The organism is Nocardia tengchongensis, assembly GCF_054781395.1.
On sequence record NZ_BAAGUM010000006.1, the window covers coordinates 1572554 to 1598658 of the forward strand.

Consider the following 26105-nt stretch of genomic DNA (forward strand, 5'->3'; position numbering starts at 1 on the left):
CGTCAGGACCAAAATCGGGAACCTGGAATCACATACCCGCCGCGCATAAATCCCCAACCTGCGCGGCAACCGCCCCTGGCCCCGAAAACCCAGGTCATCCGCCCCAACGCGGGCACCCGCCGCGCAACCCCACTTATCACCATCCGTGGTGGATCACGGGTCCGGCGGACCGGCCGTCACGATCGCAACAGGGCAGCCGGAGACCGCTCCGGGGCGGGGGAACGCCCCGGAGCGAGACCGGACCGGACGCCGGCGCTCAGGCCGTACGACGGACCCGCGCGCGCAGCCGCGTCAACGGCGACGGCTGGGCCAGCACCCCGGCCGGGTCGGCGGCCGCACCGCGCGCCGCCGCCGCACCCGGATACGTGGTCCCGGCCGGAGCGCCCACGGCGCCGGCCGCGGTGCGCGGCTCCACCAGGCGGCCCAGGGCGCGGAAGTCCCAGCCCGCGGCCAGCCACGGCTCCGGGTCCAGCGTGTTGCGGGCGTCGATGATCACGCGCCCGCGCGCCACCGTGCGCAGGAAGCCCGGGTCCAGCTCCCGGAATTCCCGCCACTCGGTCAGATGCAGCACCACGTCCGCCTCGTGGATGGCCGCGGCCGGGGTGGCCGCGAACACCAGCTGCGGGGCCACCGCCCGCGCGGGAACCGTTGCGGCCGGGTCGAACACGGTCACCTCGACGCCCGCCGCGTGCAGCTTGCGCGCCACGTCCAGGGCCGGGGAGTCGCGTACGTCGTCGGAGAGCGGCTTGAAGGCCGCGCCCAGGATGCCCACCCGGCCGGAGCCGCCGAGCAGCTCCAGCGTCTCGCGCACCACCCGCTCGCGGCGGCGCAGGTTCACCGCGTCGACATCGCGCAGGAAGGCCACCGACTCCCCCGCGCCGAGTTCGGTGGCGCGGGCGATCAGGGCGCGCACGTCCTTCGGCAGGCAGCCGCCGCCGTAGCCCAGGCCCGCGCCCAGGAACTTGCGGCCGATCCGGTCGTCGTGGCCGAGCGCGTCGGCCAGCAGCGTGACATCCGCTCCGGTCAGATCGCACAGTTCGGCCATCGCGTTGATGAACGAGATCTTGGTCGCCAGAAAGGCATTGGCGGACACCTTGATCAGTTCCGCGGTGGGCAGGTTGGTGATCACCACCGGCGATCCGGACGCGATCGGCGTCGCGTAGACCTGCCGCAGCGCCCATTCGGCGTCGGGCGTCGTCACACCGAAGACCAGCCGGTTCGGGTGCAGGGTGTCGTAGACGGCGTGCCCCTCGCGCAGGAACTCCGGGTTCCAGGCCAGATCGACCGAGATCCCGGCCGGCGCCAGCTCGGCGATCCGCGCGGTCAGCGCCTCGGCGGTGCCCACCGGCACCGTGGACTTGCCGACGATGAGGCAGTTGCGGGTCAGGTGCGGCACCAGCCCGTCGAGCGCGCTGTACAGCTGCGACAGGTCCGCGGCCCCGTTCACTCCGGGCGGGGTTCCCACACACAGGAAATGGACGTCGGCGAATTCGGCGGCCTCCACCAGCGAGGTGCCGAACCGCAGCCGGCCGCCCGCCACGTGCCCGGCCAGCAGGTCCGGCAGCCCGGGCTCGTGGAAGGGCACCCGCCCGGCCGACAGCGCCGCCGCCTTGGCCGGATTGTTGTCCACCCCGAGGACGTCGAAACCGAGTTCGGCCATGCCCGCGGCGTGGGTCGCACCCAGGTAGCCGGTGCCGATGACGGAGATGCGGAGCATCAGGATGCCTCCTTGGCAGCCGGGACCTCGCCCGGCACCGGATCGGATGACAGCGCCGAATCGGGCTGCAGGCGTTCCGCGATCACCTCGCGGTAGTGGCGGATGAGCAGATCGTTGACGGCCGACCAGGACCGGTCGCGGACGCTGCGCACCGCGGTGGCCGCGGTCTGCTCGCGCAGGAGCGGGTCCTCGACCAGGCGGCGCACCAGCTCGGTCATGGCGTCGGCGTCGCCGGGCGGGTAGAGGAAGCCGGCGCCGGGCGTGACCACGTCGATCGGCCCGCCCGACTTGGGCGCGACCACGGGCACGCCCGAAGCCAGGGCCTCCTGCGCTGCCTGGCAATAGGTTTCGTGGCGGCCGGTGTGCACGAAGACGTCCAGGGAGGCGTAGGCGGCGGCGAGTTCCTCACCGTGCAGCACTCCGAGGAACTCCGCGTCCGGCAGCAGCTTGCGCAGCCGCTTCTCCTCCGGGCCGCCGCCGACCACGACCAGGCGCACACCCGGCAGCGGCCGCAACGCGGCCAGCAGCTCCAGCTCCTTCTCCGGAGCCAGCCGCCCGATATAGCCGACGAGGGCTTCCCCGTTGGGGGCCAAGCGCTTCCGCAGCTCCTCCGAGCGGCGGAAGGGACCGAACTGCTGCAGGTCGACCCCGCGCGGCCAGCGACCCAGACCCGGCACGCCCATCAGCTCGAGCTGGCGCAGGCTGGCCGTGGACGGCGCGAGGGTGCGATCCACCCGCAGGTGGATGCGCCGGGTCAGCGCGGTCATGGCGCGGACGCCGCCCGGCAGGTCGTAGCGCAGCGCGAAACCCACCAGATCGGTCTGATAGATGGCGACCGTCGGAATCCCCAGTTCGCCCGCCACCTTGGCCGCCTGATAGCCCAGCGTCGCCGGGGAGGCGATGTGCACGACGTCGGGCTCGAGCTCGCGCATGATCTTGCGCAGCCGGCGGCGGGTCTCCAGTCCGATCCGGAAGTCCCGATAAAAAGGCAGCCGGGCCCCGCGCACCACATGCACGCGGAACCCGGCGTATTTGGCCGGCCCGGTCGGGGCCACCAGGGCGGCCTCGTGGCCCTTGGCGGCCAGATGGTCCAGCACCCTGCGGACGGAATTGGTGACGCCGTTGACCTGGGGAAGGAATGACTCGGCGACCACCAGCACCCGCAAGCGGGCGCTTTTCCGGTTATGGGGGCTACTCGGTATGCTCGGGTTCCGCGGCGCGGAATCCCTTGCCTGCTCGCGGATTCGCATCGGTCCCCTCCGGTTCGGTGCAGCTCCTGACGCCACGGTAGGAAGCGGCCCGCAACACCAGCCCCCCTCCGCGTTGACGGCACGTGAACCGTGCGCGTCGATCAAGTCGGCCAGTTCACCGGGGCTTCGCCGAACGGCTATCGAGCCTCGAGGTTCGCCGGTTCCCGCAGCTCCCCGAGCCGGCTGAGGGTGCGGTAGAGGTCGGGGACCCGCTTGATCTCGCTGCCCAGCTCGGCCAGTGGCGCCTGCGCGAAGATCGACAGTTCCAGGTCGGCGTCGTAGAGCACGTCGACCAGGTTCACGAAACGCATCGCCCAGTCCTCCGGCACCGTGCCCATGGGCGGAACATCGCACAGCACCCAGCTGTGCACCGTCCGGGTCAGTTCCAAATAGTCGGCCGCCGACACCGGGATGCCGCACAGTTCCGCGAAATCGACTGTCAGCTGCCCGTTCTCGAGGGCGCGGGCGTGCAGCTGCCGGTGCGCGACCGGCAGGTCCACCGCTCCGGCGGTGGTGCAGTCACCGACCACGTAGTGTCCGGCGGCGAAACCGGTGTGCCGGCCGCCGAGCGAGCGGTAGTCCGTCGGGCCGTTCACCGACACCACGTCCAGGTGCTCGAGGATGCGGTCGATGGTCGGCACGAACAGGTCGTGCATGAGTGGGTTGGGCAGCAGCCCCTGCGGCGGGTAGTTCGAGGTCACCACCAGCGTGACGGGCCGCGCGAACAGGTGGTCCAGCAGCCGGGCGACCAGCCGGGCGTCACCCGAGTCGTGCACGTGGAACTCGTCGAAGCAGATCAGCTCGGCGTCCCCGATCAGCGCGTCGGCCGAGGCGTCGATGGTCCCGTATTCGTGGATGCCGGCATTGAGGCGGGCGAAGAACTCGTGGAAGTGGTAGCGCCGCTTGCGGTCCGTGTGCACCGAGTCGAGGAAGCGGTTCATCAGCATGGTCTTCCCGCGCCCGGGCCCGCCGTACAGGTACAGGCCGCGCGGCGCCCGCTGCCCGAAGTGGAACAACCTGCGCTTGCCGAGCCGCGCGGCGATGGCGTCCAGCCGTTCGGCGGCGACGCGCTGGTCCGCATCGAGCACGATCTCCAGCGTTTCCATGACTGCCTCCCTGCGTCCTCTACTTCTGTAGAGCTTCCTCTATAGTTGTAGAGGATCAGGCAGCGATAGAGGAGCGAAAGTGACCACCCACACAACCGACCGGCGCACCCTCATCGTGGACAGCGCCATCGATCTCATTGCCGCCCAGGGCCTCCGGGCGCTCACCCATCGCGCCCTCGACACCGCCCTGGAACTGCCCGCCGGCTCGACGTCGTACTACTTCCGCACCAAACGGGCACTCATCGAAGCCATCGTGGACCGCATCACCACCCGCTCCCGCACCGACTTCCTCGGCGGCAAGGGGGGCCTGGTCACCCCGGCGGCCGTGCCGGACAGCCGCGCCGACATCGACCGGGACGCGCTCGCGACCGGGATCGCGGGCTGGCTGGATCACCTACTGGCACAACGCCGCAACCACCTGATCGCCCGCCAGGCCCTGATCCTCGAACTACTCGCCGACACCGAGCTGCGGGTCCGGCTGACCAGCTGCCTGTTCTCCCACCAGCGCGCCACCGCCCTGTTCGAGACGCTCGGCGCGACCGAACCCGCCACGGCCGCAGCCGATTTCATCGCGGTCATCGAGGGGCTGGTGTTCGACCGCTTCGCGGGCGCCCGCACCGAACTCCGGCCGGGCACCGCCGACAGCGTGCACCAACTGACGACGGTGCTGGCGGTCCAGCTGAAGTCAGTCAGTTGAATCGGGTGCGAATGTCCCAGAAGCGCAGATTCGGCCACGGCGGCTGCCGGAGCACGGCCAGGCAACCCAGCGTCGCGGCGAACAGACCGGTGAGCACGCCCAGGATCGCGATCCGCGAACTGTCGGAGGCCGCTTCCCACGTCACCTCACCCTGACGGATCACGAACACCCCGATCGGCCGGGCCCCCCGCAATCCGGGACCGGCGGCGGTGATGACGGTCGTCCCGTCCGCGGTCTCGAAAGGTTCCCCGAAGACCGGTCCACCGGTCGCCGACAGCTCGTTCAACCGTTCCAGCAAAGTCATGACGACCCCTTCCCCACAGGCGAATCGCGTCCCAATGTACGCCGCCGCCCCGAAAGCAGAAGTCCACCGACACAATTCGCGCCGGTGGACTTCTTGTCCCCTCTTGCGAGGTCGTCCTCGATACCGAGGTCAGTTGGTGGTCAGCACCAGTCCCGAGGTCGGGACGCCGGTACCGGCCGTCACCACGATGTTCTCCAGGCCCTCGACCTGGTTGACCGAGGTGCCGCGGATCTGGCGGACGCCCTCGGCGATGCCGTTCATGCCGTGGATGTAGGCCTCACCCAGCTGGCCGCCGTGGGTGTTCAGCGGCAGCCGGCCGCCGATCTCGATGGCGCCGTCGGCGATGAAGTCCTTGGCCTCGCCGCGGCCGCAGAAGCCGAGCTCCTCCAGCTGCATCAACACGAACGGAGTGAAGTGGTCGTAGAGGATGCCGGCCTGCATGTCCTCCGGCCGCAGCCCGCTCTGCGCCCACAGCTGGTCGCCGACCAGCTTCATCTCGGGCAGACCCGACATGCCGTCGCGGTAGTAACTGGTCATGACGTACTGGTCGGCGCCCGAACCCTGCGCGGCGCCGGCGATCAGCGCCGGCTTGTTGGGCAGATCCTTGGCCCGCTCCGCCGAGGTGACCACGATGGCCACGCCGCCGTCGGTCTCCTGGCAGCAGTCCAGCAGGTGCAGCGGCTCCGCGATCCAGCGCGAGGCCTGGTGCTCCTCGAGGGTGATCGGCTTGCCGTAGAAGTGCGCCGCCGGGTTCACCGCCGCGTGCTTGCGGTCGGCCACCGCGATGCGACCGAAATCCTCACTGCGCGCGCCGTACACGTGCATGTAGCGGCGGGCCACCATGGCCACCTGCGCGGCCGGGGTGCCCAGGCCGTGGGTGTAGGAGAACCCGTTGTCCACGCCCGAGGAGCTCGGGTTGCCGGTCGCCAGGTGAGTGGCGAACTGGCCGAAGCGGTTTCCGGAGCGCTCGTTGAAAGCGCGGTACGCGACAACGACATCCGCGACACCGGTCGCGACGGCCATGGCCGCCTGCTGCACGGTCGCGGCGGCCGCGCCACCGCCGAAGGGGATGTTGGAGAAGAACTTCAGGGACGGGATGCCCGCGGCGCGCGCGACGGCGGCCTGGGTATTGGTGTCCATGGTGAAGGTCGTCAGGCCGTCCACGTCGGCGGGGGTCAGGCCCGCGTCGGCGAGGGCGGCGGTGACCGCCTCGGCGGCCAGACGCAGTTCACTGCGGCCGGAGTCCTTGGAGAAGTCGGTCGCGCCGATGCCGACGATCGCGGCTTCGCGGCTCAGCCCGGTCACTGTGCCTCCTGCAGGGAGATAACGGCTTTCGCCGTGATGTGGTCGCCGAGCGAATCCTTGCCGACCACGTCGATGGTGACGGTCGAGCCCTCGACGGCCGAGACGGTGCCGGACAGGGTGAGGGTGTCACCCGCGTACAGCGGCACGCCCAGGCGCAGCGACAGCGACTTGACGACGGCGCTCGGCCCCGCCCAGTCGGTCACGAACCGCTGCACCAGACCGGTGTCGGTGAGGATGTTGACGAAGATGTCCTTGGAGCCGCGCGCCAGCGCCTTGTCCCGGTCGTGGTGCACGTCCTGGAAGTCGCGGGTGGCCAGCGCCGTCGACACGATGAACGTGGTGTCGGCGTGAATCACCAACTCCGGCAGCGTGGTTCCGACCTGCACGGCCGACAGTTCGACAGTTGTCATTTGACGGCCTTCCAGTAGGGCACGGTGTTGTCGTCGTCGAGCTTCAGGAAGCCCGCCTCGACCGGCATCCCGATCTCGACCTCGGACGGGTCGACGCCGGTCAGCTCGCCGAGCATGCGGACGCCCTCCTCGAGCTCGACCAGGGCGACCACGTACGGCAGCTGCCGTCCGGGCACGCGCGGCGCGTGGTGCACCACGAAGCTGAAGACGGTGCCGCGACCCGAGGCCACGACGTAGTCGGACTGCTCCGCGTGGTCCTTCCACAGCGCCGGAACCGGCGGGTGCTGCAGCGAACCGTCGGGGCGCTGCTGGATGCGCAGCTCACCGGCTCTAACTCCGTCCCAGAAGAATTCGGTGTCCTTGGAGACGGTCGGCCGCACCCGCTTGGCGAGATCCTCGGCCGAGACGGCTCCGGATTCCTTGGGAGCCGCGGTCTTTCCGGTCCCGGGCGCGAACTTCAGCATCCGGAACTTCATCTCGGTGACCAGCTCGTCGCCCACGTACCAGTTGGTGAGGTAGGTGGTGAACCAGCCGTCGCCGAGCCCGGTCTGCTTGGGGCCCACGATGTCGCCGATGCTGGACCGCACCGTCACCTGCTCGCCGAGCTGCAGGTAGCGGTGGTAGACCTGCTCGCAGTTGGTGGCGACCACCGAGGTGAACCCGGCCGCGTCGAACAGCTCGTTGGTGCGGGTCATCGGGTCGTCGTCGGCGCGGACGCCGCCCAGGCCCAGCATGGTCCACACCTGCGCCATGGCCGGCGGGGCCACGATGCCGGGGTGCCCGGCCGCCTGCGCGGCGGCCTCGTCCACGTAGATCGGGTTGGCGTCGCCGAGGGCCTCGACCCAGTTGTTGATCATCGGCTGGTTGATCGGGTCGCGGCCCGCGCGGGGCGCGGACTCGCCGGCGGCCTTGATCTTCTCCAGGCCGTCGCGGATCTCGTCGGCCGTGAAACTCTTCGTCACGCTCTACTCCTCTGCGATCTAGCGCGGCACCCGCGGCAGCCGCAGGCCCATCTGGGCGATCAGCTCACGCATCACCTCGTTGACACCGCCACCGAAGGTCACCACCAGGTTCTGCTTGGTGCGGCGGTCCAGCCAGACCAGCAGTTCGGCGGTGGCCGGGTCGGCGGGATCGCCGAAGCGGCCCACGATCTCCTCGGCCAGGCGGCCGGCTTCCTGCAGCGCCTCGGTGGAGAACACCTTGGTCGCGGAGGCGTCGGCGATCACGTCACGCGGATCGGCGTCGGGGCGTTCCATATTGGAGGCCACCTGCCAGTTCAGCAGTTCGTTCAGCCGGGTCATGGCGTGCAGCCGGCCCAGCGAGCGGCGCACCTCGGCCTGGCCGAGCACGCCCTGCTTCTGCGCCCACTCGCGCACCCGCTGGTAGAGCTGCTCGATCTTGCCGGACGGGCCCAGGCTGACCCGCTCGTGGTTGAGCTGGGTGGTGATCAGCTTCCAGCCGCCGTCGACCTCGCCGACCACCATGCTCGCGGGCACGCGGACATTGTCGAAGTAGGTGGCGTTGGTGTGGTGCGCGCCGTCGGCGGTGATGATCGGCGTCCAGGAGTAGCCCGGGTCCTTGGTGTCCACGATCAGGATCGTGATGCCCTTGTGCCGGGACTCCACGGTGCCGGTGCGGACGGCCAGCCAGACGTAGTCGGCCTCGTGCGCACCGGTGGTGAAGATCTTCTGCCCGTTGACGATCCAGTCGCCATTGGCGTCGCGCACCGCGGAGGTGCGCAGCGCCGCCAGGTCGGTGCCGGCGTCCGGCTCGGAGTAGCCGATGGCGAAATGCACGTCACCGGTGAGGATTCCGGGCAGGAACTTCTGCTTCTGTTCCTCGGTGCCGAACGACTGCAGCGCCGGGCCCACGGTCAGCAGGGTCACCAGGGGCACGGGCACGTCGGCCCGGACCGCCTCGTTGTAGAAGATCTGCTGTTCCAGCGGACCGAAGCCCTGGCCGCCGTACTCCTTGGGCCAGCCGACGCCGAGCTTGCCGTCGCGGCCCATGCGCTTGACCACCGCGCGGTAGGCGTCACCGTGCCGGTTCACCAGCATCTCGGCCTCCTCTTCGGGAGTCACGAGACCGGTGAAGTACGAGCGCAATTCGTCGCGCAGTTGCCGCTGTTCCGCGGTCAGTTCGATGAACATCTGGCTCCCAAACGGTCCAGCCGGAACGATTCGCCGCCGAGCCAGCGGGCGATGTCCTTGGCCTGTGAGTAGTAGCGGTGCAGCGGGTGGGTGATATCGACACCGAGACCGCCGTGCAGGTGGTGACACTGCTGCATGGCCGCGGGCAGTTCCGAGGCCACCGTGTACGCCAGCACGTCGAGATCGTCGTCGATACGCTCCAGATGCTCCACGCTGGGGTCTTCCTGGGAAAGCGCCCACGCCGCCGACAGCGCGACCGCGTGCAGGGTCCGCGAGACCACGTACACATCCGCGATCTGCTGGGCGACCGCCTGGAATTCGGCCAGTGCGCGGCCGAACTGCTGACGGGTGCGGACGTGCTCGGCGGTCAGCGCGACCACGCCCTTGAGCAGGCCGTCGGCCACCGAGCCCAGGCCCGCCAGCGCGAACCGGTGCAGCTCGGTCAGGCCGCCCGGCAGCAGCTGCCCGGCCGGAATCGCGACGCCGTCGAAGCGGACCGAGAACTCCGGCACGCCATCGGACGTCGGGCTCGCGGTGCGGGTGATGCCGGCGGCGTCACCATCGACCACGGCTAGGCCGTTGTCGGTGGGCACCAGGATCCAGCGCGCGGTGTCCGCGTAGGGCACCGCCACCTTGGCGCCGGTGACGCGCACGGTGGCGCCGTCGGACACCGCGGTGGTCTCGGGCTTCACCGTGAACGGCGCGCCGGCCTCGTGCAGGGCGGCGGTCAGCACCGCGCCCTCGGCCACGGCCGGGAACACCTTCTCCGCCAAGGCATCCGGCAGACCGATCGCCTTCAGCGGCAGCACCCCGAACGCGAGGGTGGCCAGGGCGGGCACCTGCGCGGCGTCGGTGGCCAGCTCGGTGAGCATGGCCGAGACCTCGAGCAGACCCATATCGTCGCCGCCGAAACGCTCGGGCAGTGGCACGGCCAGCAGACCGCTTTCCGCGATGATGGGCCAGAGCGCGGCATCGCGTGCGCTTTCACGCTCCAGCAAACTTACGACAACCTCGGCGACAGCGTCCTGGCTCTCGTCCCTGGTGAAGTCCAATTCAATGCTCCCGGTTGTGTGTGGGCTAGCTGCTCGACTCGCGAGGCAACCCGAGAATCCGTTCACCGGCGACGGTCAACAGAATCTGTTCGGTACCGCCAGCAATCGACAAACAGCGTGTGAGCAGGAATTCCTTCACCACAGGGGTTTCCAGAGCGCCCGCGACACCGGACAATTCGACGGCGAACTCGGCCACCGCCTGCCGGTGCCTGACACCGACCAGTTTGCGCACACTGCTCTCCGCGGCGGGGTCCCCGCCGGTCAGCAGTTTCCGGGCCGCACGGGCCTCCACCAGTGTTCCCGCAACCGACTCCGCGACGAGTCCGCCGAGCCGATCCGCGACCAATTCGGCACCCGGGCCCGAGACCGGCGCGGCGGCGATCAACGCCTCCAGCTCGTCACCGATTCCCTTGCCGCCCATGGCCACCCGCTCCGCCGACAGCGTCGACCGCGCGATCTTCCAGCCATTGCCGAGCTCGCCGACCAGGCAGTCGTCCGGCACGAAGACGTCGTCGAGGAACACCTCGTTGAAGCGCGCCTCACCGGTGATCTCCACCAGCGGCCGGATGTCCAGCCCCGCGCTCTTCATGTCGACCAGGAAGTAGCTGATGCCCTTGTGCTTCGGCGCGGACGCGTCGGTGCGGGCCAGGCAGATACCCCAGGTGGCGCGATCGGCCAGCGAGGTCCACACCTTCTGGCCGCGCAGCTTCCAGCCGCCCTCGACCCGCTCGGCCACCGTGCGCAGCGCCGCCAGATCCGAACCGGCGCCCGGCTCGGAGAACAGCTGGCACCAGATGACCTCACCGGTCAGCGTCGGCATGGCGTAGCGCTCGATCTGCTCGGGGGTGCCCCACTGCAGCAGGGTCGGGATCGCCCAGTTGGCGATCGCGATGTCCGGCAGCGTGATCCCGGCCTTGCGGACCTGATCGTCGAGCCGGGTGCGCAGGACGGGCCCGGCGCCGCGACCATAGGGCGCGGGCCAGTGCGAGGCCAGCAGACCGGACTCGGCCAGCGCGATCCGCTGCTCCGCCTCCGGCAGGGCCGCGATCTTGGCCAGGTCGGCCTCCAGCACCGCGGCCTCGGCGTCGTTCAATCCGGCTGTCGCCCACGCCGATTCGGCGTCGCCGCCGAGGTCGATGCCGACCGTGCGGCGCACGCCCGCCAGGGTGAGCTCGGTGACCCGGGCCCGCCAGCGCGCGGTGCCGCCCAGCAGCTGCCGCAGCGCGGTGGCGCGGCGCAGGTACAGGTGCGCGTCGTGTTCCCAGGTGAAGCCGATGCCGCCCAGGACCTGGATGCAGTCCTTCGCGTTCTCGACCGCGGCGTCCAGCGACATCGACAGCGCGACCGCGGCGGCCAGCGGCAGTTCCGCACTACCGGAATCCGCGGCGGCGGCAGCGTCGGCGGCCACCGCGCGAATCTGCTCGACGCGGCACAGCATCCACGCGCAGATGTGCTTCACGGCCTGGAATTCGCCGATCCGACGGCCGAACTGCTCGCGCACCTTCGCGTATTCGGTGGCGGTCTCCAGGGCCCAGCCCGCGATGCCGGCCAGCTCGGCGGCGACCAGGGCGGCGGCCAGGTCCAGCACCGCGAAGCCGGGCTCGAACAGCCGGTCCGCGGCCACGGCGACATCGGTGACGACCACGCGGGACAGCGGCACGCTCTGGTCGATCGCGTCCAGCGGCTCGACGGTCAGCCCGGCGGCGTCGGCGTCGATCAGCGCCCACAGGTGACGGTCGCCGTCGCGCACCGGAACCAGCACTGCGGTTCCCGGCGCGGCGCCCGGAACCGAGTTCCACTCACCGGACACCACGGCGCCCTCGGCGCTCGCCGAGATCGCGATTTCGCCCTCGAGCGCGACGCCACATGGCGTAGTCTCGTCGAGCGCCTCGCCGACGACGAGACCTGCCAACGCCGTCGCGAGAACCGGTCCGCCGACGAGGTCATGCGCCGCCTGTTCGACCAGGACGGCCAGGTCCCCGACGGTGCCACCCGCGCCCCCGGCCTCTTCCGGAACCGCGACCCGGAAAACCCCGAGATCGGCCAGGCGCGACCAGTATTCGCGCCAGAAATCTGGCGCGCCGGAGCGCATTGTTGCAATTGGCTGCACCGCCGACGCCCATCCGCGCATCGACTCCTGGACGGCTTTATGCTCGTCAGTGGTGGCTATGGTCACAACCCCTACCTTCTTCCCGGCGTGACTTCCACTCCTAGAACATGTTCTAATGTTCGAGCCGGGCGGAAGTCAAGCGCCGTCCCGACGACGCGGTACGAACTCGTGCCCGGCGCACGTCTGGCCGGGTGAGATGAACCGAACGATTCGTGCGAAAGGACTTTCAACCGATGGCCAGTCCCTCCCGATCGCAGGCCGCCGACGGGGCGCCCGGTGGACGCACCGCGCCCGTCACCACCCTCAGCGAGGAGGATCTGAGCTCGGCGGCGCAGCGCGACCGGCGTAAACGCATCCTCGACGCCACCCTGGCCCTCGCCTCGAAGGGTGGCTACGACGCCGTCCAGATGCGGGCCGTGGCCGAACGCGCGGATGTCGCCGTCGGCACGCTCTACCGGTACTTCCCGTCCAAGGTGCACCTGCTGGTGTCCGCGCTGGCCCGGGAATTCGAGTCCTTCGAGGGCCGCCGCAAGCCGCTCGCCGGGGCCACCGCGCAGGAGCGCATGCACCTGCTGCTGACCCAGGTCACCCGGGCCATGCAGCGCGACCCGCTGCTCACCGAGGCGATGACCCGCGCCTTCATGTTCGCCGACGCGTCGGCGGCCGCGGAGGTCGATCGGGTCGGCAAGGTGATGGACCGCTTCTTCGCGCGCGCCCTGTCCGACGAGATCCCCAGCGACCGCCAGCTCGCCATCGCCCGCGTCATCTCGGACGTGTGGCTGTCGAATCTGGTGGCCTGGCTGACCCGTCGCGCCTCCGCCACCGATGTGACCGAGCGACTGGAGCTGACCGTCGATCTGCTCATCGGCAGCGGCGACAAGGAGTAGCAAACGCATTCGTGCGTTCGCGCGGTGCGGCGGGCTGCCCGGTCCGGAGAGCCGGGCAGCCCGCCGCATTTTCATGCCGCCCGGTTTGCTGGAACAGCGCTGGTCAACCAGGGTGAACACCGAGCAACCCGCGCGCGTCTCACAAACCCGGTGAACGAACCGGAAGTGTCTTGTAAACGCTATGTATCACCGCACACACGAGCGGGCAATCAAGACCCAGTAGCATCACTCGCGCCCTGAAAAATCTCCTCCGATCACTAGGTTGGATGCGTGAGCGCACAGGATTTGTCACTCGAACTGCGCCGTGCCCTGTCGGCTATCGCCCGCGTGCCACGGTTGCTGGTCGCTTCGGACTACGACGGGACCATCGCGCCCATCGTCTCCGACCCGGCCAAGGCCTATCCCCATCGAGAATCGGTGAACGCCTTACGCGCTCTCGCCGGTCTCAGCGGCACCACGGCTGCCGTCATCTCCGGCCGGGCGCTGCGAGATCTCGCGGCGTTGTCCCGGCTGCCCGTCGAAGTACAGCTGATCGGTAGTCACGGTTCGGAATTCGATGTCGGCTTCGTGCACGCCATCGACAACGACGCGAAACAGCTACTGCAAGAGGTCACTTCGACCCTGACGCAGATCGCTCAGGACAACCCGGGCGCTTCGGTGGAGATCAAACCCGCCAGCGTGGCCCTGCACGTCCGCAACGCCAGCCCCGAAATCGGCCGTCGCGCACTGGTTCAGGTGCGCCAGGGCCCGGCCAGCTGGGTCGGCGTGCAGACCACCGAAGGCAAGGAAGTCATCGAGCTCGCGGTCGTCGAGACCGACAAGGGCGCGGCCCTCGACATCGTCCGGCACCAGCAGGGCGCCTCGGCGGCCCTGTTCATCGGCGACGACGTCACCGACGAGAAGGCCTTCAAACGCCTCTCCGGACCCGACGTCGGCATCAAGGTCGGTGACGGTGAATCGCTCGCGAAATACCATGTGGCCAGCACCGAGGAGGTGTCGAAGGCGCTGGCGTTCCTACTCGAGGAGCGCCGCACGTGGTTGGCAGGTGCCTCGGCCCCTCGAATCGAGCGGCTGACCATGCTGGCCAGCCCGCGCTCGAAAGCCCTTGTCACACCGGACGGCACCGTCACCTGGCTGTGCCACCCCGAACCCGACTCCGCCGCCGTCTTCGCCCACCTGCTGGGCGGACCGGGCGCGGGGCACTTCACCATTCAGCCCGAGCGCGCCGGCCTGCCGCTGTCGCAGCGGTACGTCGACGGCACCATGACCGTCGAAACCCGTTGGTCCAGTTTGCAGGTCGTCGACTACCTGCCGCACGACGTGGTCCCCGAACGCACCGACCTCACCCGCGTCATCACCGGTGATGCCAAGGCGGTCATCACCTTCGCGCCCCGCCCCGAATTCGGGCAGGTGCCGGTGCGGCTGGTGCACGCCACCGGCGGGCTCAAACTGGAGGGCACCAACGATCCGATGGTGCTGCGCTCCCCCGGCGTGGAGTGGGAGATCATCGACGAGGGCAACCACCACACCGCCCGCGCCGTCGTGGACCCCTCCCAGGGCCCGATCGTGCTCGAGCTGCGCTGCGGCACTTCCGATCTCGCGCCCGCCATGCGACCCGAGGCGGACCGCCGCCGCGAGGCCGAACGCCACTGGTCGGAATGGGTCGGCACCCTGGAACTGCCGCCGCTCAAGCCAGATCTCATGAAGCGCTCCGCGCTGACCCTGCGCGGGCTGGTGCACGCGCCGTCGGGATCCATCCTGGCCGCGGCCACCACCTCGCTGCCCGAGGACATCGGCGGCGTGCGCAACTGGGACTACCGCTACTGCTGGCTGCGCGACGCGTCGCTCACCGCGTCCGCGCTGGTCTCCCTGGGCTCCATCGGCGAAGCCGAGGAACTGCTGGCCTGGGTGCACCGGGTGCTGGAGACGCTGCCCGGACCCGAGCGGCTGCACCCGCTGTACACCCTCTACGGCGAGACCCTGCCGCCCGAGGCCGTCATCGACCAGCTGCCCGGCTACGCCGGCTCGCGGCCGGTCCGCGTCGGCAACGCGGCGAACATGCAGGTGCAGCTGGACGTGTTCGGGCCCATCGTGGACCTCATCTCGCAGCTCGCGCACACGCGGGAACGCAAGGGGTTCAACGATCCCGCCAAGGCACTGCCCGACGCGGACTGGGAGTTGGTGCACGCCATGGTGTCCGCGGTGCAGCGGCGCTGGCGCGAGGCCGACCACGGCATCTGGGAGATCCGCGGCAATCCGCGCCACCACGTGTACTCCAAGGTCATGGGCTGGCTCACCGTCGACCGGGCGCTCACCCTGGCCAAGCAGTTCGGCCGGCCCGCCGACCCGGAGTGGGCGCCGCTGCGCGACACCATCGCCGACGAGGTCAAGACCGAGGGCTGGAACGACGAAGTCCAGTCCTACACAGCGGCTTACGACGGCACCGACCTGGACGCCGCCACCCTGCACATCGGGCTCAGCGGGCTGATCGAGCCGTCGGATCCCCGGTTCGCGGCGACCGTGGTCGCCACCGAGGCCGAGCTGCGCAGCGGGTCGACCGTGTATCGGTACCACCACGACGACGGGCTGCCCGGCGGCGAGGGCGGGTTCCACCTGTGTGCGGCCTGGCTGGTCGAGGCGTATCTGCTGATCGGCAAGCGGGAGGACGCGGAGGCGTTGTTCGCGCAGCTGGTGGACGTGGCCGGACCGACCGGTCTGCTGTCCGAGGAGTACGACCCAGTTGCCGAACGCTCGCTGGGCAACCACCCGCAGGCGTACAGCCACCTCGGCCTGCTCCGCTGCGCCCAGCTGCTGAGCCAGCCGGTAGCCGCCTTCACCTAGAGATTCACGACCCCGACCTGGGGATTCGATAGTTCTGAAAGACCCGGAGAGCAAATCGCTCTCCGGGTCTTTCGTGTCGCGGGCCACATCTCCGGATCGGGGCTAGGGACCCGCCGCTCCCGTGCGCTACATTCAAATGGCAATCGTTTTCGTTATTGATAAGCCGTAGTGCCAGGAGTACCCCGCGTGACCAAAAGCTTCGCCCGAGGATTCGCCGTGTTCACCGCAGGACTCGCGACCGTCGCCACCCTGACCGCCTGCGGCAGCACCAAGAACTCCGACGCACCCACCGTCGTCGCCTCCACCAACGTCTGGGGCGATATCACCAAGGCCGTGGCCGGACCCGACATCACGGTCGACTCGATCATCAGCGATCCGAGCGTCGACCCGCACTCGTTCGAACTCTCCCCCGCCGACGCCGCCAAGATCACCGACGCCAAACTGGTCGTCTACAACGGCGGCCACTACGACGAGTTCATCGACAAGGCCGTCGCGGGCCGCAACACCAAGACGGTCAACGCCTTCGACATCGCATCCGAGAGCGGGCACGCCCACGAGAACGCCTCGGCCGCACCGACTTCCGCCAAGACCGAGGCCGCCGCGCACGACCACGAGGCCAACGAGCACGTCTGGTACGACGTCCACCAGGTCGGCCACATCGCCGAGCACATCGCCGACGCCCTCGGCGAGATCGACCCCGCCCACAAGCAGGCCTACACCGACCGCGCCGCCGCCTTCGCCGCGAAACTGGCCCCCGTCGAGGCCGTCACCGCCTCGATCGCCGCCGCGCACCCGAACCAGCCGGTGCTGCAGACCGAGCCGATCGCCGCCTACCTGCTCACCGCCGCCAAGGCCGACGACAAGACCCCGCACGCCTTCCAGGAAGCCATCGAACAGGGCACCGACCCGTCCCCGCAGGACGTGGCGATCGTCCGGGACCTGCTGAACGCCAAGCAGGTTCGCGCCCTCGTATACAACATCCAGACCGAGGACAAGCTCACCAAGGACCTCCGCGCCGCCGCCGACAAGGCCGGCGTCACCGTCGTCGAGGTCACCGAAACCCTGCCCAAGGGCAAGGACTACGTCACCTGGATGACCGAGAACGCGCAATCCCTCGCCAAGGCCCTGGCCTGACCTCCACACCCGGGAGCACCACCATGTCCGCCACGCCCGACGCCCCGGCCACCCCCGGCGTCACCACGCCGAAACCCGGCTGTGCGCTCACCGGCGCGCGCCCACGCACCCCGTCCGGCCGCGCGACCCGCACCGACAACGCCGCCACGGCGAGCCTCGACCCGGCGACAATCGGTGCGGCACAGACGAACACGAAGACCATCGCCGAAACGCCCGCGGTGCGACTATCGGGTGCACGGCTGTCGTTCGGGGAACGGACCCTGTGGGAAGGGCTGGATCTCGAGGTCGCGGCCGGGGAATTCATCGCGGTGCTGGGGCCCAACGGGTCCGGGAAGACCTCGATGCTGCGGATGCTGCTGGGACAGGTGGCATTGAGCGCGGGAACCGCCGAGGTGGCGGGATCGCCCGCGCGGCTGGGCAATCCGGCCATCGGATATGTGCCGCAGCAGAAGACCATCGAGGGCGGGGCGCAGCTGCGGGGCGTCGATCTGGTGGGGCTCGGGGTGGACGGACATCGCTGGGGAATCGGATTCCGGGGCCGCAAGGAGCGGAAACGTAGAGTCGCGGAAGCCATCTCGGCCGTCGGCGCCGAGCAGTTCGCCTACGCGCCGCTGGACGCGCTGTCCGGTGGCGAACAGCAGCGGCTGCGGGTCGCGCAGGCGCTGGCGGGAGACCCCCGGGTGCTGCTGTGCGACGAACCGCTGCTGTCCCTGGATCTGGCGAATCAGCGGCTGGTATCCGAACTGATCGACCGGCGGCGCCGCACCCACGACACCGCCGTGCTGTTCGTGACCCACGAGATCAATCCCATTCTGCCGCTGGTCGATCGGGTGCTGTACCTGGTCGACGGGCAGTTCCGGATCGGCACGCCCGACGAGGTGATGACCTCGGAGACCCTGTCCGAGCTGTACGGCACCGAGGTGGACGTGCTGCGGGTGCGGGGACGCCTGGTCGTCGTCGGCACCGGCGACGCCATGGACGCGCTCGGCGAATCCGGCGCGGCCCACTGCCACGGCAGCACCGGCAAGAACCACGGCGAGCGGGAGGCGCGGGCGTAATGGAGAAGCTGTCCAAGCTGTTCTCGCAGCTGTTCGACGTGTCGACGACCGCGCACCTGATGTCCTACGACTTCGTGCAGCAGGCGGTCATCGCCGCCGCGCTGCTCGGCCTGCTGGCCGGGGCCATCGGCCCGCTCATCATCAGCCGCCAGATGTCGTTCGCCGTGCACGGCACCAGTGAGCTGTCACTGACCGGCGCGGCCGCCGCCCTGCTGGCCGGGATCGGCGTCGGCGCCGGCGCGATCATCGGTTCGGTGGTGGCGGCCGTGCTGTTCGGCGTGCTCGGTTCCCGTGCCCGCGAACGCGATTCGGTGATCGCGGTGGTGCTGTCCTTCGGCCTCGGACTCTCGGTGTTGTTCCTATGGCTCGGCCCGGAACGCGCGGGCTCCAAATTCTCGCTGCTCACCGGCCAGGTGGTGAGCGTCGGCAACTCCGGCCTCGGCCTGCTGGCCACGTGCACCGCGGCGGTGCTGGTGGTACTGGCCGCCGTCTACCGGCCGCTGCTGTTCGCCAGCTCCGACCCGGAAGTGGCGGTGGCGCGCGGGGTTCCGGTGCGAGCCCTGTCGATCGTGTTCGCGGTGCTGCTCGGCGTGACGGCCGCCTTCGGCGTGCAGATCGTGGGCGCGCTGCTGGTGCTGTCGCTGCTCATCACCCCCGCCGCCGCGGCCGCCCAGCTCACCGCGAGCCCGGCCCGGGTGGCGGTGCTGTCGATCGTGTTCGCCGAGATCGCCGCGGTCGGCGGCATTCTGCTGTCGCTGGCCCCCGGCGTCCCGATCTCGACCTTCGTCACCACCATCTCGTTCACGATCTATCTGATCTGCCGGGTGGTGGGTGCCCGCACCCGCAATCGCCGCAGAGTCCTGGTCGCCGCCTGAGTCTTTCGCGGTCGATCCCGCGAAACCGGTTGCGACACCACGATCTACCGCATGAGGGGCGGCAGATCGTCCTCGCACGCCCCCGCCCGGACCGTCACCCTCGGCCCGAGCGGGGGCGTTCCAGGTTCAGCTGCCCTCACCGGCCAGCGCGAACAAGCCGTCGGTCGTCTGCTCGATGAGGCCGTCGACCAGCAGCGAATCCAGCGCGCGATCCCGCTGCCCCGGATCGCGAGTCCAGGCCAGGTCCAAGCGAACCCGCTCCACCGGCCCCGATGAACCCCGCAGCACATCCAGCAGCCGGCCCCGCGCCTGACGATCGGTGCCCTCGTACTTCTGCACCTTGCGCACCACCTCGGAGACCGGGCGGCCCGCCGACACCCACGCGCACGCCGGCAGCGGGCAACGCTCGCAGTCCGGAGTGCGGGCGGTGCAGACCAGCGCACCCAACTCCATCAGGGCGGCCGACATCACCGCGGCCCGATCGACACGGGCCGGCAGCAACTCCTCGGTCTCGGCCAGATCCCGGGCGGCCGGATTCCCGGCCTCGGCGCGACCGTGCACGGCCCGCGCCACCACCCGCCGAACATTGGTGTCCACCACCGGAACCCGCTGCCCATACGCGAAACAGGCGACGGCGCGGGCGGTGTACGCCCCGATACCGGGCAAGCCCAGCAACACGTCCACATCGGCGGGCACCTCGTCGCCGTGCTCGGCGGCCAGCACCTGCGCACACTCGTGCAGCCGCAGCGCCCGCCGCGGATAGCCGAGCTTGCCCCACGCCCGCAGCACGTCACCCTGCGGCGCGGCCGCCATCGCGGAGGGCACCGGCCAGCGCGCCACCCACTCCCGCCAGATCGGCTCCACCCGCACGACGGGGGTCTGCTGCAGCATGATCTCGCTCATCAGGATCTGCCACGCGGTAACCCCTGGCCGCCGCCACGGCAAATCCCGCGCGGTATCGCGATACCAGTCGATGAGCGCGTCCGTATCCATTTGCCCTCCGCTTCGCTCCGGGCGGGTTCGCGGCCCTGCAAGCTCGGTCTTCCCTCCTCCGCTCCTCCGCTTCGCTCCCCCGCTCCGTCAGTCCAGACCGAGCCGGGCCGCGAACCGAGGGCGGGACATTGGAAGACTCCGCGTACCGCCACCGGCGATGGTATCCATGTGCGGTGAGCCGGGGTCCGCCACCCGGCGTGCGTTCGAGCGCCACCCCGGCGCGTCGAGCGGCTCACCGAGCTCGCGGCGGCGTGGCCAGCGCGTCTTTGCCGGACCGTAACGCCGCGGACTCGCCGGTAACCGAGGGCCCATGGAAAATAGGATCTATGCCGCATAACAATCCGATCAGTGCGTGGAAAGCTCTGCGTGAAGGCAACGAGCGCTTCGTCAACGGCACGTTGCAGCACCCCAGCCAGGGGGCGATCGATCGGACCAAACTGCTTGCCGGGCAGCAGCCCGGGGCGGTGCTGTTCGGCTGCGGCGACTCCCGGGTGGCCGCCGAGATCATCTTCGATCAGGGCCTCGGCGACATGTTCGTGGTCCGCACCGCCGGGCACGTCATCGACTCCTCGGTCCTCGGCTCCATCGAATACGGCGTGCACGTCCTCAACGTGCCGCTCATCGTGGTGCTCGGACACGACAGCTGCGGCGCGGTCCGCGCCACCATCGACGCCCTCGACCACGGCAATGTCCCCGGCGGATTCATCCGCTCGGTCGTCGAGCGGGTCACCCCGTCCATCCTGATCGGCCGCCGCGAAGGCCTGGAATCGGTCGACGACCTCGAGGCCCGCCACGTCGAGGAGACCGCCCGCCTGCTCATGCAGCGGTCGATGATCATCTCCCAGCGGGTGGCCACCGGCGAATGCGCCATCGCCTGCGTCACCTACAACCTCGGCGACGGCGAGATCAAGCTGCGGCGGGTCATCGGCAACATCGGCGAAGTGGTCTGACCCAACCTCCGATCCTCCGATATCAGCGCAGCGCCTCCGGGAGCGCCGGAATTTACCGGCCCCGGAGGCGCTTTCGCGACCGACACGCCGACACCCTGCTCGGGATGATCCGGGCGGTGCCCTTACCGTTGTCAGCGTGCTGGAACCGAACGGACCCCTTCCACCGGAGATCTACTGGCGCCGTCGCGCGGTCGCGATCGGCGCGATGGTGCTCGGACTCGCCCTGGTGCTCTGGGTCGGCTTCGCGCTGCTGAAGGGCGGCGGCGACAACAAGTCCGACACCAAGGCAGCCGCCGGCTCCAGCGCTGGAGCCACCGGCAAGCCCTCGAGCAGCGCCTCGAGCACCCCAGACCCGAGCTCGGCCAAGCCTTCCGCCACCTCCTCGGGCGCCGCCGCCCCGGCCGCCCACAGCGTGTGCACCGACCAGTCGCTGGCCGTGAAGGTCACCGTCGGACAGGCCACCTACAAGACCGGTGAGCAGCCGCAGTTCGGCATCATCATCACCAACATCTCCAGCGGCGTCTGCGAACGCGACATGGGTTCGGGCCTGCAGCTGGTCCAGGTGCAGTCCCTCGACGGCCAGCGCAAGCTGTGGTCCAGCACCGACTGCTACCCCGACGGCACCCCCGACATGCGCACCCTGGCCCCCGGCCAGCAGGCCGCGTTCACCGTCACCTGGTCCGGGGCCAGCTCCCAGCCCGGCTGCGCGGGCGAGCGCCTGCCGGTTCCGGCCGGCCCCTACACCGTTGTGGCCCAACTCGGTTCGGTCCGCAGTCAGCCCGAACCGTTCAATATCGCCTGAGCATCCAGCACCCGCCACGAAGGCCGGATCCGATCCATCGGATCCGGCCTTCGGCGTTTTCGGCGAATTCCCGATATCGGCCGGATCGAATTCCGCTCCGATCGGAATTCGCGTCCGGCCACTATTCGATTTCGGCTCTCACTCGGCCGCTCTTTCATCAAACGCAGCGATGGGTTCCTGATCGCGCCGCCGCCGGCGCAGTCCGGTAACCGCAAGCGCCGCACGGATATCGGCCACCTCGCGCAAAGTCATGGTGCGGCCGGTGCGGTCCACGCCCGGCGGCACCAGGGCCTCGGTGAAGCCCAGCCGCTCCGCCTCCGCCAGCCGCCGGGTCAGACCGGTCACCTGCCGCACCTCGCCCGCCAGGCCGACCTCGCCCAGCACCACCATGCCGGTCGGCAGCGCCAGATCCTGGCTGGCGCTCGCGATGGCAAGCGCGACAGCCAGATCCGCCGCGGGCTCCGTGAGCCGCATACCGCCCACGGTGGCCGCGTAGACGTCCTGCTTGCCCACATACACGCCACCGCGGCTCTGCAGGACCGCCAGGACCATGGAAACGCGGTTGTAGTCCAGCCCGCTCACCGCGCGCCGCGGCGCGGGCGCCTGGGTGTCCACGGTCAGGCCCTGCACCTCCCCCAGCATGGGCCGCTTGCCGTCCATGGCCACCGTCACCGCGGTACCGGACACCGACTCGGTGCGGTGGTGCAGGAACAGCCCCGAAGGGTCGTCCACGCAACGGATTCCCGCCTCCACCATCTCGAAGCAGCCGACCTCGTCGGTACTGCCGAAACGGTTCTTGATGCCGCGCACCATGCGCAGCGCGGAGTGCTTGTCGCCCTCGAACTGCAGCACCACGTCCACCAGGTGCTCGAGCGTGCGTGGACCGGCCACCGCGCCGTCCTTGGTGACGTGGCCGACCAGCAGCACCGCGATCCCGCTCGCCTTGGCCAGCGAGGTCAGCGCCGCCGTCACCGACTTCACCTGGGTGACACCGCCGATCACGCCGTCGGCGTCGGCGGCCAGCATGGTCTGTACCGAGTCCACCACCAGCAGTGTGGGTTTCACCTGCTCCACGTGCCCGAGAATGGTCGCCAGATCGGATTCCGCGGCCAGGTACACCTTGTCGTGCACCGCGCCGGTCCGGTCCGCCCGCAGCCGCACCTGCCCCGCCGACTCCTCCGCGGTCACGTACAGCGCGATCTCGCCCCGCGCCCGCGCCCACCGGTGCGCCACCTCGAGCAGCAGCGTCGACTTGCCGACCCCCGGCTCCCCCGACAACAGCACCACCGACCCGGGAATGATCCCGCCGCCCAGCACCCGATCCAGCTCCGACACCCCCGTCGATCGGGACTGCGTCGCCTTGGAGTCGATGCTCGAGATCGGGCTCGCCGCGGTGCTCGGCAGCATCGCCCGCCGCCCCACCGCCACCGCGGCCGAGGACGCCACCACCTCTTCCACACTGCCCCAGGCGCCGCAATCCGGGCAGCGCCCAACCCATTTGGCGACCTCGCACGTGCACTCCGAGCATCGGTACACCGATTTCACCTTGGCCACGCGGGCAGCCTAATCAGCCGGGGTGACAAAACGACGGTGCCCGCCCCGGGAGTTCCGGGACGGGCACCGTCGGAGGATCAGCGCGAGCTCAGTGCTCGCCACCCTTGTGCTCCGCCTTCGCGGGCTCCTGGCGCGGGTTGTTCGGGCCCGCGTCGACCGGAGTGGTGACGACGACGGTGCCGCCCTCCTTGAAGTTGAAGGTCAGCGGGTAGGTCAGGCCCGGGTTGACGTCCTTGGTGAGGCCCGTGACCTCGATCAGGACCGGCTTGGCGTTCGGGTCCGCGACCTTGTCGGAGGCGGGCTGGCCGGCGTTCTGCTCGTGCACGGCGGCCGCGGTGGCCGAGTCCTTGGCGGTCGGCTTGTCGGCGACGACGGCGGAGGACGGCTTGATCTCGATCTTCTCGGCGAGCTTGACCTGGCCCAGCTCGGTGCTGATGCTGACCAGCTCGTCGGTCTTGCTGTCGCTCATGTTGACGGCGGTGAAGGCCAGCACGGCCTTGCCGCCCTTGGTGTTGTTGAATTCCTCGCCCTGCGGCAGCAGGAAGCGGACGTCGCGCAGCGCGATGGTCCCGACATTGGCGCTGTTGCCGTTCACGGCCGCGACCTGGGTGGCGGTCTGCGAGACCTGACCGGCGCCGCAACCCGACAGCGCGAGCACCGCACCCGCAGCGAGTGCAGCAACTGTCACGGCACGCCGCCGCGATTTCGACGCAGTGGTGGCTTTCAGGGCAGTCACGGGGTCCTCCATGTCGACCGGGCTCACTCCACTATGGAGAGTAGTAGTCAAAGAGAGTAGTGCGTCGCTTCCCCCGTGCTACACGCGGGCGGTGTCGTGTGCGCGTGGCGTGAGACTCGAGTACGCGCGCGGAGAGACGCACGCGATGGGTGGCAAGGGACACGGAGCGACCGGGTTGGATGTGTCAGGGGACCTGACAGAGATTCCGAGACGAGTTCTCGAGAGAAGCAATGCCGTTTATGCGAGGGTGCCCGGTCGCGTATGCGACATACGCACTCGCATATGCGCTCGAACAGCGCGATGCGCTATCCCCTTATGCCACAACGGGATGCACACGATTCGCCATCTGTCAACCCCCGCCGCCGCTCCGTTGTGGCCCTGACCTGCGCCGTTGATCGCGCCGTTACCGAGTCGCATGTTAAACTGTGAACATCGAAAGGGGCACGGGACACATGATTTTTAAGGTCGGAGACACCGTCGTTTACCCCCACCACGGAGCGGCGCTGATCGAAGCTATCGAAACCCGCACCATCAAGGGTGTACAAAAGGAGTATCTGGTCCTGAAGGTCGCACAGGGCGACCTGACCGTTCGGGTTCCCGCAGAGAATGCGGAGTACGTCGGCGTCCGCGACGTCGTCGGCCAGGAGGGCTTGGACAAGGTTTTCCAGGTCCTGCGGGCTCCGCACACCGAAGAGCCGACCAACTGGTCCCGCCGCTACAAGGCCAACCTCGAGAAGCTCGCCTCCGGCGATGTGAACAAGGTGGCCGAGGTCGTTCGCGACCTGTGGCGTCGTGAGCAGGACCGCGGCCTGTCCGCCGGAGAGAAGCGGATGCTGGCCAAGGCCCGTCAGATTCTCGTCGGTGAGCTCGCGCTCGCGGAAGGCACCGACGACGTCAAGGCGGAGACCCTGCTCGACGAGGTTCTCGCAGCGGCTTCCTGACCGTGAAAACAACACCCGGCGACGGCCCTCGTGTCGTCGCCCTGGTTCCTGCCGCCGGCATGGGCGTGCGTCTCGGTGAGAACAAGCCGAAGGCCTTCGTCCACGTCGGCGGCAGTCCCATGCTCACTCTCGCGGTCCAGGGGCTGATCGATTCCGGGTCGGTCGACGATGTTGTGGTTATGGTGCCCGCCGAACTCGTCGCCGAAACCCAGGCCCTGCTCCCGGTCTCGACCGTCCCCGTGCACGTGGTCGCCGGCGGCGCCGAGCGGACCGATTCGGTGCGCGCCGGCCTCGCGGCCGCCCCCGACGCCACCCTGGTGCTGGTGCACGATGCCGCCCGGGCCCTGACTCCCCCCGCCCTGATCGCCCGCGTCGTGGACGCGCTGCGCGCGGGCGCGCGGGCCGTGGTGCCCGCCCTGCCGGTCGCCGACACCATCAAATCCGTGGACGACGCCGGCGCGGTGACCGGTACGCCGGACCGTTCCGGGCTGCGCGCCATCCAGACTCCGCAGGGCTTCGACGCCGAGCTGCTGCGCGCCGCCTACGCTGTCGGTACACAGGCGACCGATGACGCGGGGTTGGTGGAGATGCTGGGGACGACCGTTCACACGGTGCTCGGCGACGCCCTGGCCTTCAAGATCACCTCACCGTTGGACCTGGTGCTGGCCAATACCCTGGCCGCCCGGCGTGATACCCCCGACACCGCAGGCGGGCTGGACACGACACGCGCGGGGGTAACCGCCTCGTGATCGATCCGATGATGCTGCGCACCGGTATCGGCAGCGACGTCCACCCCATCGAACCCGGCCGCCCCTGCTGGATGGCGGGCCTGTTGTTCGAGGGCGACAGCGGCTGCGAGGGTCACTCCGACGGCGATGTCGCCGCGCACGCGCTGTGCGACGCCTTGCTCTCGGCCGCCGGACTCGGCGATGTTGGCGCGGTCTTCGGCACCGGCCGGCCCGAATGGCACGGCGTGTCGGGCGCGGCCATGCTGAAAGAAGTCCGGCGACTGCTCGACGAGGCCGGATTCTCGATTGTCAATGCGGCTGTACAGGTCATCGGAAATCGGCCCAAGATCGGTCCCCGGCGGGCCGAGGCGCAACAGGTGCTGGGTGAGATTCTGGGTGCGCCGATCTCGGTGTCGGGCACCACGACCGACGGTTTGGGCCTCACCGGCCGCGGCGAGGGCGTGGCGGCGGTCGCCACCGCCCTGCTGTGTTGCCGCGCCTGACG

General features: G+C 69.7%; 24 protein-coding genes. 11 read left to right on the forward strand and 13 right to left on the reverse strand.

What is annotated here, in order from left to right; genetic code table 11:
• Positions 1–256: 256 nt before the first annotated feature.
• From ACYVKL_RS18190 to zapE, 3 genes are all read right to left on the reverse strand, one after another.
• Positions 257–1717, reverse strand: a complete 1461-nt coding sequence (locus ACYVKL_RS18190) for a UDP-glucose dehydrogenase family protein (RefSeq protein WP_379164819.1) — start codon at positions 1715–1717, stop codon at positions 257–259.
• Positions 1717–2883, reverse strand: a complete 1167-nt coding sequence (locus tag ACYVKL_RS18195; RefSeq protein WP_379164821.1) for a glycosyltransferase family 4 protein — start codon at positions 2881–2883, stop codon at positions 1717–1719. The genes ACYVKL_RS18190 and ACYVKL_RS18195 overlap by 1 nt, the downstream gene beginning before the upstream one ends.
• Before the next feature lie 221 nt (positions 2884–3104).
• Complete coding sequence (gene zapE, locus ACYVKL_RS18200; RefSeq protein ID WP_379164823.1) at positions 3105–4073, reverse strand: cell division protein ZapE; 969 nt, start codon at positions 4071–4073, stop codon at positions 3105–3107.
• Between the two features lie 79 nt (positions 4074–4152).
• On the opposite strand from zapE, the gene ACYVKL_RS18205 reads away from it, so the two are divergent.
• Positions 4153–4770 (forward strand): TetR/AcrR family transcriptional regulator, encoded by a 618-nt coding sequence (locus ACYVKL_RS18205; RefSeq protein ID WP_379164825.1) that lies wholly within the window; start codon positions 4153–4155, stop codon positions 4768–4770.
• On the opposite strand, the gene ACYVKL_RS18210 is transcribed toward ACYVKL_RS18205, so the two are convergent.
• The 7 genes from ACYVKL_RS18210 to ACYVKL_RS18240 all read right to left on the reverse strand — a co-directional run bounded on the left by ACYVKL_RS18210 (position 4763) and on the right by ACYVKL_RS18240 (position 12167).
• Entirely contained in the window at positions 4763–5074 is a 312-nt protein-coding gene (locus ACYVKL_RS18210; RefSeq protein ID WP_379164827.1) for a hypothetical protein, read from the reverse strand. The genes ACYVKL_RS18205 and ACYVKL_RS18210 overlap by 8 nt on opposite strands.
• 129 nt (positions 5075–5203) lie before the next feature.
• Positions 5204–6379, reverse strand: a complete 1176-nt coding sequence (locus ACYVKL_RS18215) for a lipid-transfer protein (RefSeq protein WP_213559060.1) — start codon at positions 6377–6379, stop codon at positions 5204–5206.
• Positions 6376–6789, reverse strand: a complete 414-nt coding sequence (locus ACYVKL_RS18220; protein WP_379164829.1) for a MaoC family dehydratase — start codon at positions 6787–6789, stop codon at positions 6376–6378. Before ACYVKL_RS18220 ends, ACYVKL_RS18215 begins: the two co-directional genes overlap by 4 nt.
• Complete coding sequence (locus tag ACYVKL_RS18225; protein ID WP_379164831.1) at positions 6786–7751, reverse strand: bifunctional MaoC family dehydratase N-terminal/OB-fold nucleic acid binding domain-containing protein; 966 nt, start codon at positions 7749–7751, stop codon at positions 6786–6788. The genes ACYVKL_RS18220 and ACYVKL_RS18225 overlap by 4 nt, the downstream gene beginning before the upstream one ends.
• Before the next feature lie 18 nt (positions 7752–7769).
• The gene (locus ACYVKL_RS18230; RefSeq protein WP_357190250.1) at positions 7770–8939 is read right to left on the reverse strand and encodes an acyl-CoA dehydrogenase family protein; all 1170 of its coding nucleotides are present in this window, start codon (positions 8937–8939) and stop codon (positions 7770–7772) included.
• Positions 8924–9991, reverse strand: coding sequence for an acyl-CoA dehydrogenase family protein (locus ACYVKL_RS18235; RefSeq protein ID WP_379164833.1), 1068 nt, complete (start codon positions 9989–9991; stop codon positions 8924–8926). Before ACYVKL_RS18235 ends, ACYVKL_RS18230 begins: the two co-directional genes overlap by 16 nt.
• Before the next feature lie 25 nt (positions 9992–10016).
• The gene (locus ACYVKL_RS18240; RefSeq protein ID WP_379164835.1) at positions 10017–12167 is read right to left on the reverse strand and encodes an acyl-CoA dehydrogenase family protein; all 2151 of its coding nucleotides are present in this window, start codon (positions 12165–12167) and stop codon (positions 10017–10019) included.
• 167 nt (positions 12168–12334) lie between these two features.
• On the opposite strand from ACYVKL_RS18240, the gene kstR reads away from it, so the two are divergent.
• The 5 genes from kstR to ACYVKL_RS18265 all read left to right on the forward strand — a co-directional run bounded on the left by kstR (position 12335) and on the right by ACYVKL_RS18265 (position 18896).
• Positions 12335–12988 (forward strand): cholesterol catabolism transcriptional regulator KstR, encoded by a 654-nt coding sequence (gene kstR, locus ACYVKL_RS18245; protein WP_213559056.1) that lies wholly within the window; start codon positions 12335–12337, stop codon positions 12986–12988.
• Positions 12989–13258: 270 nt separating this feature from the next.
• Entirely contained in the window at positions 13259–15829 is a 2571-nt protein-coding gene (gene otsB, locus ACYVKL_RS18250; protein ID WP_379164838.1) for a trehalose-phosphatase, read from the forward strand.
• A 186-nt stretch (positions 15830–16015) separates the two neighbouring features.
• Positions 16016–16963 carry a metal ABC transporter solute-binding protein, Zn/Mn family gene (locus tag ACYVKL_RS18255; RefSeq protein ID WP_379164840.1) on the forward strand — a complete coding sequence of 316 codons (948 nt, stop codon included), beginning with the start codon at positions 16016–16018 and terminating at the stop codon, positions 16961–16963.
• A gap of 200 nt (positions 16964–17163) precedes the next feature.
• Positions 17164–18021 carry a metal ABC transporter ATP-binding protein gene (locus ACYVKL_RS18260; RefSeq protein ID WP_379165779.1) on the forward strand — a complete coding sequence of 286 codons (858 nt, stop codon included), beginning with the start codon at positions 17164–17166 and terminating at the stop codon, positions 18019–18021.
• Positions 18021–18896, forward strand: coding sequence for a metal ABC transporter permease (locus tag ACYVKL_RS18265; protein ID WP_379164842.1), 876 nt, complete (start codon positions 18021–18023; stop codon positions 18894–18896). The genes ACYVKL_RS18260 and ACYVKL_RS18265 overlap by 1 nt, the downstream gene beginning before the upstream one ends.
• Positions 18897–19022: 126 nt before the next feature.
• Here ACYVKL_RS18265 and ACYVKL_RS18270 read toward each other — a convergent pair whose 3' ends face one another.
• A complete protein-coding gene (locus ACYVKL_RS18270; protein ID WP_379164844.1) occupies positions 19023–19889 on the reverse strand; it encodes an HhH-GPD family protein in 867 nt (288 codons plus the stop codon).
• A 326-nt stretch (positions 19890–20215) separates the two neighbouring features.
• On the opposite strand from ACYVKL_RS18270, the gene ACYVKL_RS18275 reads away from it, so the two are divergent.
• Together ACYVKL_RS18275 and ACYVKL_RS18280 are read left to right on the forward strand one after the other, a co-directional pair.
• Entirely contained in the window at positions 20216–20839 is a 624-nt protein-coding gene (locus ACYVKL_RS18275; RefSeq protein WP_213559051.1) for a carbonic anhydrase, read from the forward strand.
• A 136-nt stretch (positions 20840–20975) separates the two neighbouring features.
• A complete protein-coding gene (locus ACYVKL_RS18280; protein WP_379164846.1) occupies positions 20976–21641 on the forward strand; it encodes a hypothetical protein in 666 nt (221 codons plus the stop codon).
• 138 nt (positions 21642–21779) lie between these two features.
• Here the strand turns inward: ACYVKL_RS18280 and radA are convergent, their stop codons facing one another.
• Together radA and ACYVKL_RS18290 are read right to left on the reverse strand one after the other, a co-directional pair.
• Positions 21780–23195, reverse strand: coding sequence for a DNA repair protein RadA (radA, locus tag ACYVKL_RS18285; protein WP_379164848.1), 1416 nt, complete (start codon positions 23193–23195; stop codon positions 21780–21782).
• A gap of 88 nt (positions 23196–23283) precedes the next feature.
• Positions 23284–23931 carry a copper chaperone PCu(A)C domain-containing protein gene (locus ACYVKL_RS18290; protein WP_379164850.1) on the reverse strand — a complete coding sequence of 216 codons (648 nt, stop codon included), beginning with the start codon at positions 23929–23931 and terminating at the stop codon, positions 23284–23286.
• Between the two features lie 452 nt (positions 23932–24383).
• On the opposite strand from ACYVKL_RS18290, the gene carD reads away from it, so the two are divergent.
• The 3 genes from carD to ispF are packed head-to-tail and all read left to right on the forward strand — an operon-like array spanning position 24384 to position 26103.
• Positions 24384–24872, forward strand: a complete 489-nt coding sequence (gene carD / locus ACYVKL_RS18295) for an RNA polymerase-binding transcription factor CarD (protein WP_025346809.1) — start codon at positions 24384–24386, stop codon at positions 24870–24872.
• 2 nt (positions 24873–24874) lie between these two features.
• On the forward strand, positions 24875–25621 hold the full coding sequence (ispD, locus tag ACYVKL_RS18300; RefSeq protein WP_379164852.1) for a 2-C-methyl-D-erythritol 4-phosphate cytidylyltransferase: 747 nt from the start codon (positions 24875–24877) through the stop codon (positions 25619–25621).
• A 14-nt stretch (positions 25622–25635) separates the two neighbouring features.
• Complete coding sequence (ispF, locus tag ACYVKL_RS18305) at positions 25636–26103, forward strand: 2-C-methyl-D-erythritol 2,4-cyclodiphosphate synthase (RefSeq protein WP_379165781.1); 468 nt, start codon at positions 25636–25638, stop codon at positions 26101–26103.
• Positions 26104–26105: the final 2 nt, after the last annotated feature.